This is a genomic window from Brevundimonas sp. Root608, from assembly GCF_001427825.1.
Taxonomy (GTDB): domain Bacteria; phylum Pseudomonadota; class Alphaproteobacteria; order Caulobacterales; family Caulobacteraceae; genus Brevundimonas.
The window spans coordinates 751,584-765,843 of the sequence record NZ_LMGT01000001.1 but is presented as its reverse complement, the minus strand read 5'-3'; the positions used below and the strand labels follow the sequence as shown (position 1 = coordinate 765,843).

At 69.0% G+C, this 14,260-nt stretch carries 19 protein-coding genes; 15 read left to right on the top strand and 4 right to left on the bottom strand.

All coding sequences use genetic code 11. The features are described 5' to 3' along the window. Positions 1 to 61: 61 nt before the first annotated feature. Entirely contained in the window at positions 62 to 847 is a 786-nt protein-coding gene (locus ASD59_RS03575; protein WP_055829678.1) for a uracil-DNA glycosylase, read from the top strand. 162 nt (positions 848 to 1,009) lie between these two features. Continuing rightward, positions 1,010 to 2,680 carry a lytic transglycosylase domain-containing protein gene (locus tag ASD59_RS03570; protein ID WP_055828405.1) on the top strand — a complete coding sequence of 557 codons (1,671 nt, stop codon included), beginning with the start codon at positions 1,010 to 1,012 and terminating at the stop codon, positions 2,678 to 2,680. 448 nt (positions 2,681 to 3,128) lie between these two features. Here the strand turns inward: ASD59_RS03570 and ASD59_RS03565 are convergent, their stop codons facing one another. Next, positions 3,129 to 3,779, bottom strand: coding sequence for a glutathione S-transferase (locus ASD59_RS03565; protein WP_055828402.1), 651 nt, complete (start codon positions 3,777 to 3,779; stop codon positions 3,129 to 3,131). Positions 3,780 to 3,916: 137 nt separating this feature from the next. Between ASD59_RS03565 and purB the strand changes: the two genes are divergently transcribed. The 3 genes from purB to ASD59_RS03550 all read left to right on the top strand — a co-directional run bounded on the left by purB (position 3,917) and on the right by ASD59_RS03550 (position 6,442). Further along, complete coding sequence (gene purB, locus ASD59_RS03560; RefSeq protein WP_055828398.1) at positions 3,917 to 5,218, top strand: adenylosuccinate lyase; 1,302 nt, start codon at positions 3,917 to 3,919, stop codon at positions 5,216 to 5,218. Continuing rightward, complete coding sequence (locus ASD59_RS03555) at positions 5,215 to 5,709, top strand: DNA-deoxyinosine glycosylase (RefSeq protein WP_055828395.1); 495 nt, start codon at positions 5,215 to 5,217, stop codon at positions 5,707 to 5,709. Before purB ends, ASD59_RS03555 begins: the two co-directional genes overlap by 4 nt. A gap of 112 nt (positions 5,710 to 5,821) precedes the next feature. After that, positions 5,822 to 6,442 (top strand): fasciclin domain-containing protein, encoded by a 621-nt coding sequence (locus tag ASD59_RS03550; protein WP_055828392.1) that lies wholly within the window; start codon positions 5,822 to 5,824, stop codon positions 6,440 to 6,442. Positions 6,443 to 6,518: 76 nt separating this feature from the next. Here ASD59_RS03550 and ASD59_RS03545 read toward each other — a convergent pair whose 3' ends face one another. Then, complete coding sequence (locus ASD59_RS03545; RefSeq protein ID WP_055828390.1) at positions 6,519 to 6,842, bottom strand: DUF1476 domain-containing protein; 324 nt, start codon at positions 6,840 to 6,842, stop codon at positions 6,519 to 6,521. A gap of 271 nt (positions 6,843 to 7,113) precedes the next feature. On the opposite strand from ASD59_RS03545, the gene purC reads away from it, so the two are divergent. The 9 genes from purC to ASD59_RS03505 all read left to right on the top strand — a co-directional run bounded on the left by purC (position 7,114) and on the right by ASD59_RS03505 (position 12,044). Then, the gene (gene purC, locus ASD59_RS03540) at positions 7,114 to 7,872 is read left to right on the top strand and encodes a phosphoribosylaminoimidazolesuccinocarboxamide synthase (RefSeq protein WP_055829677.1); all 759 of its coding nucleotides are present in this window, start codon (positions 7,114 to 7,116) and stop codon (positions 7,870 to 7,872) included. 1 nt (position 7,873) lies between these two features. Further along, on the top strand, positions 7,874 to 8,110 hold the full coding sequence (gene purS / locus ASD59_RS03535) for a phosphoribosylformylglycinamidine synthase subunit PurS (protein WP_055828387.1): 237 nt from the start codon (positions 7,874 to 7,876) through the stop codon (positions 8,108 to 8,110). After that, positions 8,107 to 8,238: a hypothetical protein gene (locus ASD59_RS14670; protein WP_255356198.1), complete on the top strand. Its 132-nt coding sequence runs from the start codon at positions 8,107 to 8,109 to the stop codon at positions 8,236 to 8,238. Before purS ends, ASD59_RS14670 begins: the two co-directional genes overlap by 4 nt. 7 nt (positions 8,239 to 8,245) lie before the next feature. Then, positions 8,246 to 8,650, top strand: a complete 405-nt coding sequence (locus ASD59_RS03530; RefSeq protein ID WP_055828385.1) for a YkvA family protein — start codon at positions 8,246 to 8,248, stop codon at positions 8,648 to 8,650. Between the two features lie 52 nt (positions 8,651 to 8,702). Next, a complete protein-coding gene (locus ASD59_RS03525; protein ID WP_055828382.1) occupies positions 8,703 to 9,167 on the top strand; it encodes a YbhB/YbcL family Raf kinase inhibitor-like protein in 465 nt (154 codons plus the stop codon). Between the two features lie 14 nt (positions 9,168 to 9,181). After that, positions 9,182 to 9,895, top strand: coding sequence for an HD domain-containing protein (locus tag ASD59_RS03520; protein ID WP_055828380.1), 714 nt, complete (start codon positions 9,182 to 9,184; stop codon positions 9,893 to 9,895). Positions 9,896 to 9,928: 33 nt separating this feature from the next. Then, entirely contained in the window at positions 9,929 to 10,591 is a 663-nt protein-coding gene (gene purQ, locus ASD59_RS03515; RefSeq protein WP_055828377.1) for a phosphoribosylformylglycinamidine synthase subunit PurQ, read from the top strand. A gap of 91 nt (positions 10,592 to 10,682) precedes the next feature. Further along, the gene (locus ASD59_RS03510; protein ID WP_156376910.1) at positions 10,683 to 11,384 is read left to right on the top strand and encodes a hypothetical protein; all 702 of its coding nucleotides are present in this window, start codon (positions 10,683 to 10,685) and stop codon (positions 11,382 to 11,384) included. Positions 11,385 to 11,393: 9 nt separating this feature from the next. Next, positions 11,394 to 12,044 carry a hypothetical protein gene (locus tag ASD59_RS03505; RefSeq protein ID WP_055828370.1) on the top strand — a complete coding sequence of 217 codons (651 nt, stop codon included), beginning with the start codon at positions 11,394 to 11,396 and terminating at the stop codon, positions 12,042 to 12,044. A gap of 25 nt (positions 12,045 to 12,069) precedes the next feature. Here ASD59_RS03505 and ASD59_RS03500 read toward each other — a convergent pair whose 3' ends face one another. Continuing rightward, the gene (locus ASD59_RS03500) at positions 12,070 to 13,104 is read right to left on the bottom strand and encodes an aspartyl/asparaginyl beta-hydroxylase domain-containing protein (RefSeq protein WP_055828367.1); all 1,035 of its coding nucleotides are present in this window, start codon (positions 13,102 to 13,104) and stop codon (positions 12,070 to 12,072) included. 158 nt (positions 13,105 to 13,262) lie between these two features. On the opposite strand from ASD59_RS03500, the gene ASD59_RS03495 reads away from it, so the two are divergent. Next, positions 13,263 to 14,072: a hypothetical protein gene (locus ASD59_RS03495; protein ID WP_055828364.1), complete on the top strand. Its 810-nt coding sequence runs from the start codon at positions 13,263 to 13,265 to the stop codon at positions 14,070 to 14,072. On the opposite strand, the gene ASD59_RS14160 is transcribed toward ASD59_RS03495, so the two are convergent. Then, a complete protein-coding gene (locus tag ASD59_RS14160; protein ID WP_156376909.1) occupies positions 14,069 to 14,212 on the bottom strand; it encodes a hypothetical protein in 144 nt (47 codons plus the stop codon). The two genes, ASD59_RS03495 and ASD59_RS14160, sit on opposite strands and share 4 nt — an antisense overlap. Positions 14,213 to 14,260 lie beyond the last annotated feature (48 nt).

Genomic DNA, 14,260 nt, shown 5'->3' with positions numbered 1-14,260 from the left:
TTCCGCTTATCGGAAGGTGACGCAAGGGTGGTCAAGGACTATCCCTGTGTGGACCGTCATGATGACCCAGCCCCTCGACGCCGCCGCGACCGAAAGCCTGCTCGCCTTCTGGCGCGACGCGGGGGTCGACGCCTGTTTCGAGGACGCGCCGGTCGACCGCACCCATGTCGTCCCGCCGCCGGCCGTCAAGGCGGTGGCCAGGGCCACGGCCTCGGTCATGGCCGCGCCCGACGCGGGCGACGCCCTGTCCGAAGCGCGCCGACTGGCCAGCGCCGCCTCGACGCTGGAGGAACTGGGTCAGGCCATCGCGGCCTTCGAGGGCTGTCCCCTCAGGGGCATGGGGGCCACGCAGTCGGTGTTCAGCCGGGGCAATCCCGAGGCGCCGGTTCTGGTCATCGGCGAGGGACCCGGCGCGGAAGAGGATCAGCGCGGCCAGCCCTTCATCGGCAAGGCCGGCAAGCTGCTGGACCGGATGCTGGCCGAGGCCGGGCTGGAGGGCCGGGTGTTCATCACCAACACCGTCTTCTGGCGTCCGCCGGGCAACCGTACGCCGACGCCGGCCGAACAGGCCGTGTGCGCGCCGTTCGTCGAGCGAGCCTTCGCGCTGCTGAAGCCGAGGGCGGTGCTGCTGCTGGGCGCGGCGGCGGCCAAATCGGTGCTGGCCACCGACGAGGGCATCATGCGGCTGCGGGGCCAGTGGCGGGAATGGCGGCTGCCCGAGGGCGCGGTTTCGGCGCCGGTGCTGCCCACCCTGCATCCCGCCTTCCTGCTGCGGCAGCCGATGGCGAAACGTCAGGCCTGGGCGGACATGCTGTCCCTCGCCGCGCGGCTGGATACGGTTGAATAACCGGACGCGTTCATTCTTCAGACTCAAAACTGCCCCAAAATGGGGAGAAATCTTGACATGGGCCGGGGGCGGTGGCGCCCTTTACGCCTGACGACCGAATGAACAGCGCGAAACAGCCCGGGTCGAGACGGGCTTGCTGAACGCTTCAAGGGGGCCGCCTCAGTGCCGTTTGATTTCCGCCGCGCGATCATCGCGCCGACGTTGGCCCTGGCGTTGTGCGCCCTGGCGACCGCCGGCCAGGCCGAGGAAGTCCGACGCGCGCCCACGGCCCTGAGCGCCGCGGACCGCCTCAGCTACACCACCGCCTTCGACGCCCTTCGACGTGGGGATCTGGACGCCGCGCGGGATTCCGCGCGTCAGGCCAACGACCGCGTCCTGCTGGGTCAGGTGGAGTTCGAACGTCTGTTCCACGCCGACTACACGGCCACCTATGAGGAACTGTCGGCCTGGCTGGCGGAGTATGCCGACCTGCCGTCCGCGGACCGCGCCTACACCCTCGCCATGCGCCGCCGTCCGGACGGCGCCCCGGAGCCCCGCCAGCCCTCCCGCATGGGCGGCGGCAGGAACTGGAACAGCATCGCCGCCGCCGGCGGCAACACCGAGGGCGATCCGATGAAGGCGGCCCGCGTCGCCCTGAACCGCGACGACCTGACCGGCGCGGTCGCCCTCGGCGACCAGTTGGGCGACTGGTGGACGGTCGGCCTAGCTCAATACCGGCTGGGCGAATTCGGCCAGGCCAAGGTCGCGTTCGAGCGCGTGCTGGACGATCCGACCGAGGACGGATGGGTCCGCTCGGGGGCCGCCTTCTGGGCCGCGCGTTCGGCGGCGCGGTCCGGCCAGCAGGATCGCGTCCAGCCGCTGCTGCGCCGCGCGGGCGCCTGGCCCGCGACCTTCTATGGCCAGATCGCCCTGCGTCAGCTGGGCGAGGAGCCGACGATCGAGAACCTGGGCCCGACGCCCTACGGCGCCGCCCGGGTGGAACGCGCGTCGTATCAGGTCGAGGAACCGATCGGCGTCGACGCCCGCGAGCTGGAGGAGTTCGTCCGGTCCGAGCCCCGCGCCCTGCGCACCGTCGCCTTCTTCGAAGTTGGACGCCGCGGCGACGCGCGCGAGGAATTGAAGACCGGCATTCGCGCCGCCGCCACCGACCGGGGCCGCCAGCTGTGGGCCGCCCTGGGCCGGGCCCTCGGCCCCCGGGTGACCGGGTCGGGCGACGACGTCCGCCGCATCGACGCCGACCGCTATCCCCAGCCGGTGATCGAGCCTGACGGCGGCTTCACCGTCGAACGGTCGCTGGTCTACGCCATCGCCCGCAAGGAAACCGACTTCAACGCCCGCGCCCGGTCCGGCGCCGGGGCCTATGGCCTGATGCAGGTCATGCCGACGACCGCCGCCGAACTGACCGGCGACCGGGGCTTCGTCAGCGAGCCGGAACGGCTGTTCCAGCCCAACGTCAACGCCCGCCTCGGTCAGGCCTATGTGAACCGGGTTCTGGCCCTGCCGGCGATCAACGGCGATCTGCTGCGGGCGGCGGCCTCGTACAACGCCGGCCCCGGCCCGATGGTGATGGCGGTGCGCAAACTGGGTCCCGACGCGGATCCGCTGCTGCTGATCGAGATGATCGACGTGCCCCAGGCGCGCGAATATGTCGAAAAGGTCGTGGCGGCCTACTGGATCTACCAGCGCATGAACGGCCGGCCGCTGCATACGCTGGACGCGGTGGCGTCAGGCGCGTCGCGGGTGCCCATCGCTCTGGATTACGTCGCGCCGCCGCCCGCTCCGGTGCAGGCGATTGATCTGGCGTCCGCCCCGCTAATGGCCGGGACCAACTAGCCGACCCCGGTCAGCGACCTGTCGGAAGCCCTCGGTCGGTCCCTGCGTCCGAATCTGACGCAGGCCCATGCTTCACTGACCGGCGCCTTCCGGTCTTTGACAACCGAATTCAGCGGGATTCCCCCACCCTCACGGACGCGGTGCAGCCGCCGCGCTCCGAGACGCATGAGACGGGTGAGACGGGTGAGACTGTGTTTTCGACCGCCCTGCCGCTCGGCTTGCGGACCCCGCGCCGCAGGAATGCGGAGACCCGCGACCTAGATGACGCTGACCAGCAGCAGGGCCGGCAGGCAACAGGCGATGACGATCATCAGCCCATAGACCATCAGGCTGGGACGGCGCGTTCCGGACTGCTGGACGGGCATGGGCATGAGGGCCTCCGAACGCTTCCGCGCTCTGAACCATCCGGAATACCGCCGTTGTCTTAAGGGCGGGTTCCGCGGATCGGTTAACGCCCGGCCAACGCCTCCGCCGTCCACTCCAGGAAATCGGGCTGGGCCAGCAGCGCGTCCCGGTAGGCGGCTGCGGTCCCGTCGTCGCCATGGGCGGCCAGATCGATCTGGAAATGCCGGAACCGCGCCGCCACCGGAGTGAAGAAGGCGTCGGGCACGGACCATTCACCGAACAGGTAAGGCCCGCCGGCGCCGAAACGTGTCCGCATCTCGCGCCACAGGGCGACGATGCGGCGGATGTCCCTGGCGACGGCCTCGCCGGTCGGCGGCGGCGAGCGGTCCGGGCCGACCATGGTGTGATCCGGCCCCATGCCGCAGTCGGTCCGCAGGCCCATGAAGCCGCCATGCATCTCGCAGGCCGCCGACCGGGCCAGCCAGCGGGGGTGGTCATCGGCGGGCCACAGACGGGCCTCGGGATAACGTTCGGCGCACCAGACCGAGATGGCCATGGAATCCCAGATCGTCTCGCCCTCGACCTTCAGCACGGGCACGAGGCGGGACGGCGAAACGGCCTCCAGCTCCGCGCGGCCGGCGTCGGAATAGATATCCATTTCCCGCACGGTGAAATCCGCCTTGCAGCGCTTCAGCACCAGCCAGGGACGCAGCGACCAGGTCGAGTACAGACGCGGTCCGATGATCAGTTCCATGAAGCCTCTCCCGATATCCGGCTTTCAGCCAATAGAGCCCGGGCGGGCCCGCCGCCAGCGCCGGATGGCCGAGTTCGGGGCCCCCACCCACAAGCGGCGCTTGACTCAACCGGTCGCGGGACCGACACGACCGGCCCATGATCAGCCGCTATTCCCGCCCCGCCGCCGTCGCCATCTGGTCGCAGGAGACCAAATACCGGATCTGGTTCGAGATCGAGGCGCACGCCGCCACCCGGATGGCCGAGCTGGGCGTGATCCCGACCGAGGCCGCCGAGGCGATCTGGGCCAAGGGCAGGGATGTGATCTTCGACGCCGACCGCATCGACGAGATCGAACGCACCACCAAACACGACGTCATCGCCTTCCTAACCCATGTGTCGGAGCTGGTGGGCGAGGAGGCGCGCTTCCTGCACCAGGGCATGACCTCCTCGGACGTGCTGGACACCTGTTTCGCGGTGCAGCTGGCGCGGGCCTCGGACCTGCTGGTTGACGGCGTCGACCGCGTTCTCGCGGCGCTGGAAAAGCGGGCGCAGGAACACAAATTCACGCCCTGCGTCGGCCGCAGCCACGGCATCCACGCCGAGCCTGTGACCTTCGGCCTCAAGCTGGCCGGCTATCACGCCGAATTCCAGCGGGCGAAGCGACGCCTGCTGACCGCCCGGGCAGAAATCGCCACCTGCGCCATCTCCGGCGCGGTCGGCACCTTCGCCAACGTCGATCCCGCGGTCGAGCAATACGTCGCTGACAGGATGGGCCTGGCCGTCGAGCCGGTCTCGACCCAGGTCATCCCGCGCGACCGCCACGCCGCCTTCTTCGCGGCCCTGGGCGTCGTCGCCAGCTCCGTGGAGCGGCTGGCGATCGAGATCCGCCACCTGCAGCGCACCGAGGTGCTGGAGGCGGAAGAGCCGTTCGATCCGGGCCAGAAGGGTTCGTCGGCCATGCCGCACAAGCGCAACCCGATCCTGACGGAGAACCTGACCGGCCTCGCCCGCCTGGTCCGCTCTGCCGTGGTCCCGGCGATGGAGAACGTCGCCCTCTGGCACGAGCGGGACATCAGCCATTCCTCGGTCGAGCGCGGCATCGGGCCGGACGCCACCATCCACCTGGACTTCGCCCTGCATCGTCTGGCGGGGGTGGTCGAGCGGCTGCAGGTCTATCCGGCCAATATGGAGAAGAACCTGAACCTGCTGGGCGGGCTGGTGCATTCCCAGCGCGTCATGCTGGCCCTGACCCAGGCCGGCGTCAGCCGCGAGGACGCCTATGCCGCGGTGCAGGAGAACGCCATGAAGGTCTGGCGCGGCGAGGGCCGGTTCCTCGACTTTCTCAAGGCGGACGCGCGGGTGACCCTTCCCGCCGAACAGCTCGAGGCCCTGTTCGACCTCGGCTATCACACCAAACACGTGGACACGGTGTTCGCGCGGGTGTTCGGCGCGGCGTGAGCCTCAAGCGCGCCTTCGACCCGGTCGTCGATGCGGACACTCGCCTCCTGATCCTCGGCAGCCTGCCCGGCGACGCCTCGCTGAGGGCGGCGCAGTATTACGCCCATCCGCAGAACGCCTTCTGGCGGCTGGTCGGCGGGGTCGTCGAGGTCGATCTGGCGGCCCTGCCCTATCCCGACCGGCTTGTCGCCTTGCAGGCCGCAGGCGTCGGCCTGTGGGACGTCATCGCCCGCGCCGTCCGGCCGGGCAGCCTGGACGGGGCCATCCGTGACGCGGAGGCGGCGGATCTGAACCTGCTGATCGAGCGGCTGCCGCGGCTCCGCGCCGTGGCCTTCAACGGCGCGACGGCCGCCAGAATCGGCCGACGCACCCTGCGCGCCGGACCGCACCTTCGCCTCATCGACCTGCCGTCCTCCAGCCCCGCGCACACCCGATCGCCCGCCTCCAAGGCCGAGGCGTGGAGCGTCCTGAAACCGTTCGTCGCGCCCTGACGCCCTGCGGTCACATGTCGCGCCGGATATCGTGATCACGGCGCATCTTTTCCCGCCCCGGCCAGTACCTGCACCGACGCCGCCGAGGGCGGCGCGTATCAGGAGACGCCCGATGAAACCGACCCGCCTGGCCACGCTCGCCACCGTATCCGCCGCCGCCCTGCTGACGCTGGCCGCCTGCAACAGCGCCGAGGACGCGGCTCCCGCCGAGGCCGCGGCGACCGACGCCTCGGCCACGGCTCCGGCCTCGACCGACCCGATGGTCGGCGGCGCCGCCATGAGCCCGAACGAGACCATCGTCGCCAACGCCGCCAAGGCCTCGAACCTGACCACCCTGGTCAGCGCCGTCACCGCCGCCGGCCTCGGCGAGACCCTGTCCGGCGCGGGTCCGTTCACGGTCTTCGCGCCCGACAACGCCGCCTTCGAGAAGATTCCCGCGGCCACCCGCGGAGCCCTGCTGGCCCCGGCGGGCAAGGCCGACCTGACGAAGATCCTGACCTACCACGTGGTCCCCGGCCGGCTGACCGCCGCCGACATCGCCTCGCAGGCCCAGGCCAATAGCGGCACGGCGACCCTGACCACGGTCCAGGGCGAGGAACTGAAGGTCTCGGCCGGCCCCAACAACACCTGGGTCATCACCGACGCCAAGGGCGGCAAGTCGACCATCAGCCAGGCGGATGTGATGCAATCCAACGGCGTCGTGCACGTCGTCGATACGGTTCTGATGCCGTAATCACGGCGCTGCTGTTGAAACGAGAAGGGCCGCTCCATCGCTGGAGCGGCCCTTTTTCGATCTGGTTGGGAGGACCCTATTCGCCGTTGCGGATCTGGTCGCGGGCCACGGACGACAGCTCGTCCATCTTGCGGCGGATCTCGCCTTCCGACACCGTCAGGCCGGCTCCTTCCAGATCCTGGGCGATCTTGCGGAAGACGTCTTCCTCGCCCGGCTGCTCGAAGTCAGCCTTGACGATAGCGCGGCCATATTCTTCGGCGCCCGCGGCGTTGAGGCCCATTTTCCCGGCCGCCCACAGGCCCAGGAGCTTGTTGCGCCGGGCGACCGCCTTGAATTCCTGTTCCTGATCGAGGGCGAATTTGGACTCGAAGCCCTTTTCCCGATCGTCGAAGGTGGTCATGCGCGTCGCGAGGCTCCGTCTGGCGGCCGAAAGCAGGGCCGCGTCGAGGTGGTCTATATCCACCCCATGCACGAACGCAACCGGAACTGACGGGGTTGCGGCGACACGGCCACGGGGCGCGCCAAAACGCCGCTGGTTTGTATCGCGGCGCCGCATCCGCTAAGGGTTCCGCGACTTTTTCCCGCCCGCCCGCGATTCCGGATCAAGCCGCCCAGACCCCGTCTGGCCGCGCGATTTGCGTTTCCGGCGGGCCCCGCCCGGACCCGTCATGATGAACGTCAAGCGCAAGAAGATTTACGAGGGCAAGGCCAAGATCCTCTACGAGGGTCCCGAGCCGGGCACCCTGATCCAGTATTTCAAGGACGACGCCACCGCCTTCAACGGCGAGAAGAAGGCCCAGCTCGAGGGCAAGGGCGTGATCAACAACCGCATCAGCGAATTCATCATGTCGCGCCTGAACGGCATCGGCGTGACCAACCACTTCATCAAGCGGCTGAATCTGCGCGAGCAGCTGATCCGCGAAGTCGAGATCATCCCGCTTGAGGTCGTCTGCCGCAACGTCGTCGCCGGCTCGATGAGCCAGCGGCTCGGCATCGACGAGGGCACGCCCCTGCCGCGCTCGATCATCGAATTCTACCTCAAGAAGGATGAACTCAACGACCCGATGGTGACCGAGGAGCACATCACCGCCTTCAACTGGGCCACGACCCAGGAGCTGGACGACATCCTCGCCATGACCGTGCGGGTGAACGACTATCTGTCGGGCATGTTCGGCGCCGTCGGCATCACCCTGGTGGACTTCAAGATCGAGTTCGGCCGGGTGTGGGAGAACGACTTCAGCCGGGTCATCCTGGCCGACGAGATCAGCCCCGATTCGTGCCGCCTGTGGGACACCAACACGGGCGAGAAGCTGGACAAGGACCGCTTCCGCCGCGATCTGGGCAATGTCATCGAAAGCTACACCGAGGTGGCCCGCCGCCTCGGCATCATGAAGGACATGCCGACCGTGATTCAGGGTGGATTGCACTAGAATGGCCAAGGTCAAGGTTCACGTGTTTCTCAAGCCCGGCGTCCTGGACGTCCAGGGCAAGGCCGTCGAGCAAGCCCTGCACGGTCTGGGCTGGGCCGGCGTCGCCCACGCCCGCGTCGGCAAGCTGATCGAATTCGATCTGGACGGCGTCGCCGACCCGGCCGCAGAGGCGAAGAAGATGTGCGAGCAGCTGCTGGCCAACACCGTGATCGAAGGCTACCGCATCGAGGTCGCGTGAAGCGGCTGATCCAGTTCTCGGTCGCGGCCTTCGTGCTCGTCTGCGTGCTGATCTTCGCCGCGGCCCTGGCCGGCGGGCTGACGGACGATTCGGCCTTCACCCCGGCGGCGAAGGACGCGGCGCACTGACATCCGGATGATCAACGCCCTGAGACGGTGGGCGAAAGCCTTGAAGCGGGACATCATCGCGCTGTGGCTCGGAGCGCGGGACCGCCGGACTCCGGTGCTGGCCAAGATCGTCGCCGGCTGCGTCGCCGCCTATGCGCTGTCGCCCATTGACCTGATCCCCGATTTCATCCCGGTGCTCGGCTATCTGGACGACCTGCTGCTGGTCCCGCTAGGGATCTGGGTCGCGATCAGGCTGATTCCGCCAGCCCTGATGGCAGAGTTGCGCGAGAGCGCCTCGGCGCAGGCCCGGCCCGCCTCCCCGACCGCCGCGGTAATCGTGGTCGGGCTTTGGCTTCTGGCGGCCGTCCTCGTCGGCGTGCTGATCCGGCGATCGGGCGGGATGGCGCAGATGGTCGCATTGTTCCGAAGCTAGAGACGAACGTGCGGCTTCCGCGTTACGGTCGTCGGCATCACGGAGCTGCGGAATGACCTTCACCCTGACCTCGAACGGCTTCACCGACGGCGGCGCCCTGCCCGACGCCCAGGTCCATGCGAAGGGCAACCGGTCGCCGCATCTGAAATGGTCCGGCGCGCCCGAGGGCGCGAAGAGCTTCGCCGTCACCTGCTACGACCCCGACGCGCCGACCGGCTCCGGCTTCTGGCACTGGACCGTCGCCAACATCCCCGCCGATGTGACTGAACTGGCCGAAGGCGCCGCCGTGCCGGCGGGCGCGGTCGAGGGCCGCACCGACTTCGGCGAGCCCGGCTTCGGCGGCGCCGCGCCGCCTCCGGGACATGGCCCGCACCGCTATATCTTCACCGTCTTCGCCGTGGACGCGGAGCGCTTGGACGTGACGCCCGAAAACTCGGGCGCCGTGTTCGGTTTCAATGTGCATTTCCACACCCTGGCCAAGGCCTCGATCACGGGCGTGTACGAGAACAAGGGCTGATCGGGAGGGGCGGCATGAACACTCTGTTTCTGGCCATCGCGGCGGGCGCGCTGCTGCTGAGCCCCGCGGGCATATCCGCGGCTCAGGACGCTCCGGCCGTCGAGGCGGCCCCGATCGCGACCTCGGCCGGCATCTCGCTGGACAGCCCTTGGCGGCGCGCCGTCTACGCCCAGGCGACGGACCATTTCCAGCACCCGAGCTGGGGCTGGCGTCATTCCGAGCGGAACTACGTGCTGGGCATGGCGCTCGCCGAGGCGGAGGGTCTGACGGTGGACGCCGACGTCCTGTTCGCCGCGGCCTTCCTGCACGACTGGGGCGGGATCGAGCCGTTCGCCGCGGCCGGAGTGGATCACGCCGCCCGCTCGGTCCAGCTGGCCGAGCCCTTCCTGACGGAGGCCGGCTTCCCGATGGAGAAATTCCCCGCCGTCCGCGCCGCCATCCTCGGCCATATGTACGACAAGGAGCCGCAAGGGCCTGAGGCGGTGGTCCTCCACGACGCCGACGCGCTCGATTTTCTGGGTCTGCTTGGCGCGGCGCGGTTGCTGGCGGCGACGGGCGACCGGCCCGACTACGATCAGGCGCTGGGACGAATCGAGCGGTTCTCGACCGACATCCCGCCGCGCCTGAAGACCGCGGCGGCCCGCCGGATGGCCGGGCCTCGCGTGGCGGCGATGAGCGAATTCCTCGCCGGCGTGCGGCGCGAGACGCCGGACCGCGCCAGACCCTGACACGGGCGGCAAACGCTGCTAAAGGCCCGCGCCATGAGCGCAGCCGTCATCGTCTTCCCGGGGTCCAACTGTGACCGCGACTGCAAGGTCGCCGTCGAACGCTCCACGGGCGAACAGGTCCAGATGGTCTGGCACCAGGAGACGGAACTGCCGTCGGGACTGGACCTGATTGTCCTGCCGGGCGGGTTTTCCTACGGCGACTATCTGCGCTGCGGGGCCATGGCGGCGCAGTCGCCGGTCATGCAGGCGGTCAAGAAGGCCGCCGACGACGGCGTGGCCGTCCTGGGCATCTGCAACGGTTTCCAGATCCTGTGCGAGGCCGGAATGCTGCCGGGCGCCCTGCTGCGCAACGCCGGCCTGAAATACGTCTGCAAGCCGATCAGCCTGACCGTGGCCAACGGCCAGACCCGCTTCACCGCCGGCTATCAGGGCCAGCGCGAGGTAATCATGACCCAGGGCAATGGCGACGGAAACTATTTCGCCGGCCCCGAGGACCTGGCCCGGCTCGAGGGCGAGGGCCAGGTCGTATTCCGCTATGTCGACAATCCCAACGGCTCGGTGAACGACATCGCCGCCGTCCAGAACGCGCGCGGCAATGTGATGGGCATGATGCCCCACCCGGATCGTGCCTTCGAGGAAGAGCTCGGCTCCGCTGACGGCGCCGTCCTGTTCCGCAGCGTGTTCGCGGCGGCCTGACCACACGCGCTTTCCGGGAAAATGTCGCACACGGTCGATTGACAAGTGTGGACGGGGTGGGGCCATATCTCCCTGTAATCGGGGGGTTTCCATGTATCGTAAGCTTGCCGGCCTCGTGGCCGCGTTGTCTCTTGGCGCGTGCGCCTCGCCCTATGTGGCGACGCCGTATGACCGCGCCTCGGCGGGGGTGACAGGGGTGGCCCTGGTGGAGGACTCCCTGCCCGAAAAGGCCATCGCCTATGAGGTCGCCTCGGTCGGATCGAATTTCGGCCTGATCGGGGCCCTGATCGACACGGGGATCCAGCTGGAACGGCAGGACGCCGTCAACGACGCCCTCGCCGGCATCCAGTTCGACGCTGAAGGCGAGCTGGAAACCCGGCTGATGTCGGCGCTCAGCGCCGAGGGCTATCGGGTGGCGCCTCTGCCCGGAGAGGCGCGCAAGAAGCGGGACTGGCTGGGAACCTATCCGACCGCGCCGGCGGGCACGGACGCCTGGCTGGACATCGCGGTCGTGCATTACGGCTATATGTCGTCCGGCGCGGGCCAGCCGTTCCGACCGACCGTCGGGGCCAAGGTGAGGCTGGTCAAGGTGTCCGACGGATCGACCCTGATGGAGAACCAGATCGTCTACAATCCGCTGAACACGATGCAGGGGATCATCACCATCGCGCCCAACCCGGAGTACGCTTTCCGCAACCGCAGCGACCTGCTGGCCGACCCGGCCCGGCTGGCGGCCGGCATCGAGGACGCCCTGAACCAGGTGGCCGACACCGCCATCCAGCTGCTGCGCTAGGCGAGCGCGATGGGTGTTCCAAAATCCGCCCTCGCCGTTGTCGCCGGAGCGGCGCTGACGGCGAGCTGCGCCACGACGCCGCCGCCCCTGCCGCCGGTGCTGGACTACGTCCGACAGGATTGTCATGCGTCGCCGGACGTTTCGGCAGCCGTCAGCCTGACGCCGGAGAAGGAGACCAACGGCTATCTGGTGACGACCGTCGTCGGCCCGCAGACTCCCTGCCTGACGCGGGCGGGCATGGCGACGCCCTATGTCGTCTATGCCCTGCCAGCCGACCTCGGCGACAAGACCCTGGCCGTGGGGGGCCTGCTGGAGGCGATGCGCATCCTGTCGCCCGAGGTTTCGGTTCTGGACGCGCGCGGCCGGGTGACGCGCACCTTTGCGCCCTCGGACTATTTCCACCGGGGACCGGTCTATTCCGTGCAGTTCAGGCCCCGCGACGGCGAGGCCTTCGTTCTGGTGACGAGCGATCCTGCCCGGGTGGGGCGCCGCTATGAGGCCATCAACGTGGGCACCAGCACCACCACGGTCTACACCGGCTTCGGCACCGCCAACTTCACCACCGGCGTGGAGGCCTCAACCAGCCGGATGTTCTCCCACGAGGGGGCCATTCAGGTCATCGTCTACGACACGGACACGAAAGAGGACGGCGAACCCTGAGCCGTTCGCTTCGCAGGACGGCGCCCTAGACTCCCCAGGCGTCGCCGCCGGCGCCATAGCCGTCGATGGCCCGGAACATTGCGGACACCAGGGCCCGTTCCTCCTCCGTCAACTCGGGCTTCCAGACGTCGAAGATCAGGATGGTGCGCTCCTGGCCGCTGTCGTTGGCGGCCTCGTGCTCGATGGTGTCGTCGAAAGCCCAGGCCTGCCCTTCCTTCCATTCACGGATGTCGTTTCCGACCCGGAACCGCGATCCGGGCGGCGCGATCAGCGGCAGGTGGCAGATCAGGCGGGTGTTGATCAGGCCATGGTGCGGCGGGATGCGAGCGCCGGCCTTGAGACGGGAGAACAGGATCGACGGCGTCCGGCCCGGGACGCGGCACAGCGGAACCCCGGCCAGGGCCTCGAGCGTCCGGGGACAGCGGCGCGCCATCTCCGGCTGCTCCTCACCGTCCTTCCACAGAAACAGGGCGCTCCAGTCGGCATTCGACGCCATGCCTTTCGCATCGGTGTTGGGCCGGTCGGCGCGCGGCTCGACATAGGGGCGGAACAGGTCCGGCTCGGCCAGAAGCGCCTCGAGCTCGGCCCGGATGTCCGGGGCCGCCGCCTCCACCGCCGCCAGCCAGGGCAGGGTTTCGCGGGGCTGGAACTGGACCTGAGGCAGGCCGGGAAACAGATAGAAGCGCGGTTCCTGCAGATACAACCGCTTGCGGCCCGCCATCAGGTCCAGCGACAGGGCGAAACGGTCGCTGGACGTGGCGACGTCGAATCCGGAGCGGGCGAGGCTGTCGGTCAGATAATTCTGGAAGCGGGCGCTCTGATCCTGAACCGCCGTCTGCGCCCGTCGCAGGTCCTCCACGAGATCGGGGGGGACGGGGACCCCGCCCGCGGCGCCACGCAAGGCCGAGCTGTAGAAGCTGGCCCCGGCCCGCGCATCCCCCAGTCCGACCAGGGCGTCGCCCTTGGCGATCAGGGCGCGGAGATCCCGGGGATTGACGGACAGGGCCCGGTCGGCCTCGGCCAGCCGGGATTCGAACGTTCGCTGATCACCTTCACCCATGCGCTGATCGGAGGTCGGCGAGCGGCCTCCGTCAAGGCGAAACGTCAGGCGGCGGGGATTGTCTGCCTGCGAAACCGCCGGGTCTCCATTCCCGGCCCGCAGTGCAACCTTGGCCGCGTCGTGACGTACCTAGGGGCAAGCGTCCTGAGGAGAACCCGATGTCGTCCATCGTCCGCGCCACCCCCGCCCAGATGACACGTCGCCTGATCGTTCTGGGGGCCGCGCTTTTCGCCGTGATCGTCGGCCAGGCGCAGATGGCCCTCGGCTGGGGCCAGACGGCCGCCGAGTTCTCGGCCGACAGCGATGCGACCCTGAAGGTCGCCGGCTACGCCTTCGCCATCTGGGGTGTCATCTATCTGGGCCTGCTGATCTATGCGGTGCGGCAGGTGCTGCCGCGGACGGGTGAAAGTCTGCTGATCCATCGATTCGGCTGGCCGTCGGCGTTGGCGTTCGCGGGCATCGGCCTGTGGATCGTCGCCGCGGCCCTGGATGCGGAGGTCGCCACCATCGTGCTGATCTTCGGCTCGCTGGCGGTGCTGCTGATTCCGCTGTTGCAGAACGCCGGCGCCATTCGCGCCCTGCCGATCCGCGAGCGTGATCGCTGGATGGTGGTCTGGCCGCTGGCGCTCCTGGCGGGTTGGCTGACGGTTGCGGCGCCCCTGAACCTTATCACCGTGGCCACCGGCAACGGCGACCTGCCAGCGGTCCTGTCGCCGACCGTCTGGGCGGCGACCGCCATCGTAGTGGTCGCCGTCGTCGCCCTTGCCGTGACCCAGCGGGTCCGGACTCTCGCCTACGCCATTCCGATCGCCTGGGGTCTGCTGGGCGCCTTTGTCGCCGAACAGCCGCGCAACGCGCCCCTGGCCTATGTCGCGCTAGGGGCGGCTGTCGCCGTGCTGGTCGGGGCGATCGTGCTGAGCCTTGGCCTGCGTCAAGGCGTCGAACGGCGCGAAGCGCCCCCGGCCTAGTCGCCGTCCGTCTGATCGTCGTTGGCGGCGTTTCTGGAGGCCCGCTCGGCGGCGGCGGAGGCTCCGGCGTCGTCGGCGGCGATCTCCGGCGCGTCGGGATCTTCGGGCGTCGCGGCGGGATCGATCGGTTGGTCGGTCATGGCAGCCTCCTTCGACTTCCCGGGATCAATGGGCGGCCGCGCGCGATG

Bases quoted from the DNA above. Each gene is read 5' to 3' on its own strand.
- ASD59_RS03575 (WP_055829678.1), top strand. From the start codon at position 62: ATGACCCAGCCCCTCGACGCCGCCGCGACCGAAAGCCTGCTCGCCTTC.
- ASD59_RS03565 (WP_055828402.1), bottom strand. From the start codon at position 3,779: ATGGAACTGATCATCGGACCGCGTCTGTACTCGACCTGGTCGCTGCGT.
- purB (WP_055828398.1), top strand. From the start codon at position 3,917: ATGATCAGCCGCTATTCCCGCCCCGCCGCCGTCGCCATCTGGTCGCAG.
- ASD59_RS03550 (WP_055828392.1), top strand. From the start codon at position 5,822: ATGAAACCGACCCGCCTGGCCACGCTCGCCACCGTATCCGCCGCCGCC.
- ASD59_RS03545 (WP_055828390.1), bottom strand. From the start codon at position 6,842: ATGACCACCTTCGACGATCGGGAAAAGGGCTTCGAGTCCAAATTCGCC.
- purC (WP_055829677.1), top strand. From the start codon at position 7,114: ATGAACGTCAAGCGCAAGAAGATTTACGAGGGCAAGGCCAAGATCCTC.
- purS (WP_055828387.1), top strand. From the start codon at position 7,874: ATGGCCAAGGTCAAGGTTCACGTGTTTCTCAAGCCCGGCGTCCTGGAC.
- ASD59_RS03530 (WP_055828385.1), top strand. From the start codon at position 8,246: ATGATCAACGCCCTGAGACGGTGGGCGAAAGCCTTGAAGCGGGACATC.
- ASD59_RS03525 (WP_055828382.1), top strand. From the start codon at position 8,703: ATGACCTTCACCCTGACCTCGAACGGCTTCACCGACGGCGGCGCCCTG.
- ASD59_RS03520 (WP_055828380.1), top strand. From the start codon at position 9,182: ATGAACACTCTGTTTCTGGCCATCGCGGCGGGCGCGCTGCTGCTGAGC.
- purQ (WP_055828377.1), top strand. From the start codon at position 9,929: ATGAGCGCAGCCGTCATCGTCTTCCCGGGGTCCAACTGTGACCGCGAC.
- ASD59_RS03510 (WP_156376910.1), top strand. From the start codon at position 10,683: ATGTATCGTAAGCTTGCCGGCCTCGTGGCCGCGTTGTCTCTTGGCGCG.
- ASD59_RS03505 (WP_055828370.1), top strand. From the start codon at position 11,394: ATGGGTGTTCCAAAATCCGCCCTCGCCGTTGTCGCCGGAGCGGCGCTG.
- ASD59_RS03500 (WP_055828367.1), bottom strand. From the start codon at position 13,104: ATGGGTGAAGGTGATCAGCGAACGTTCGAATCCCGGCTGGCCGAGGCC.
- ASD59_RS03495 (WP_055828364.1), top strand. From the start codon at position 13,263: ATGTCGTCCATCGTCCGCGCCACCCCCGCCCAGATGACACGTCGCCTG.
- ASD59_RS14160 (WP_156376909.1), bottom strand. From the start codon at position 14,212: ATGACCGACCAACCGATCGATCCCGCCGCGACGCCCGAAGATCCCGAC.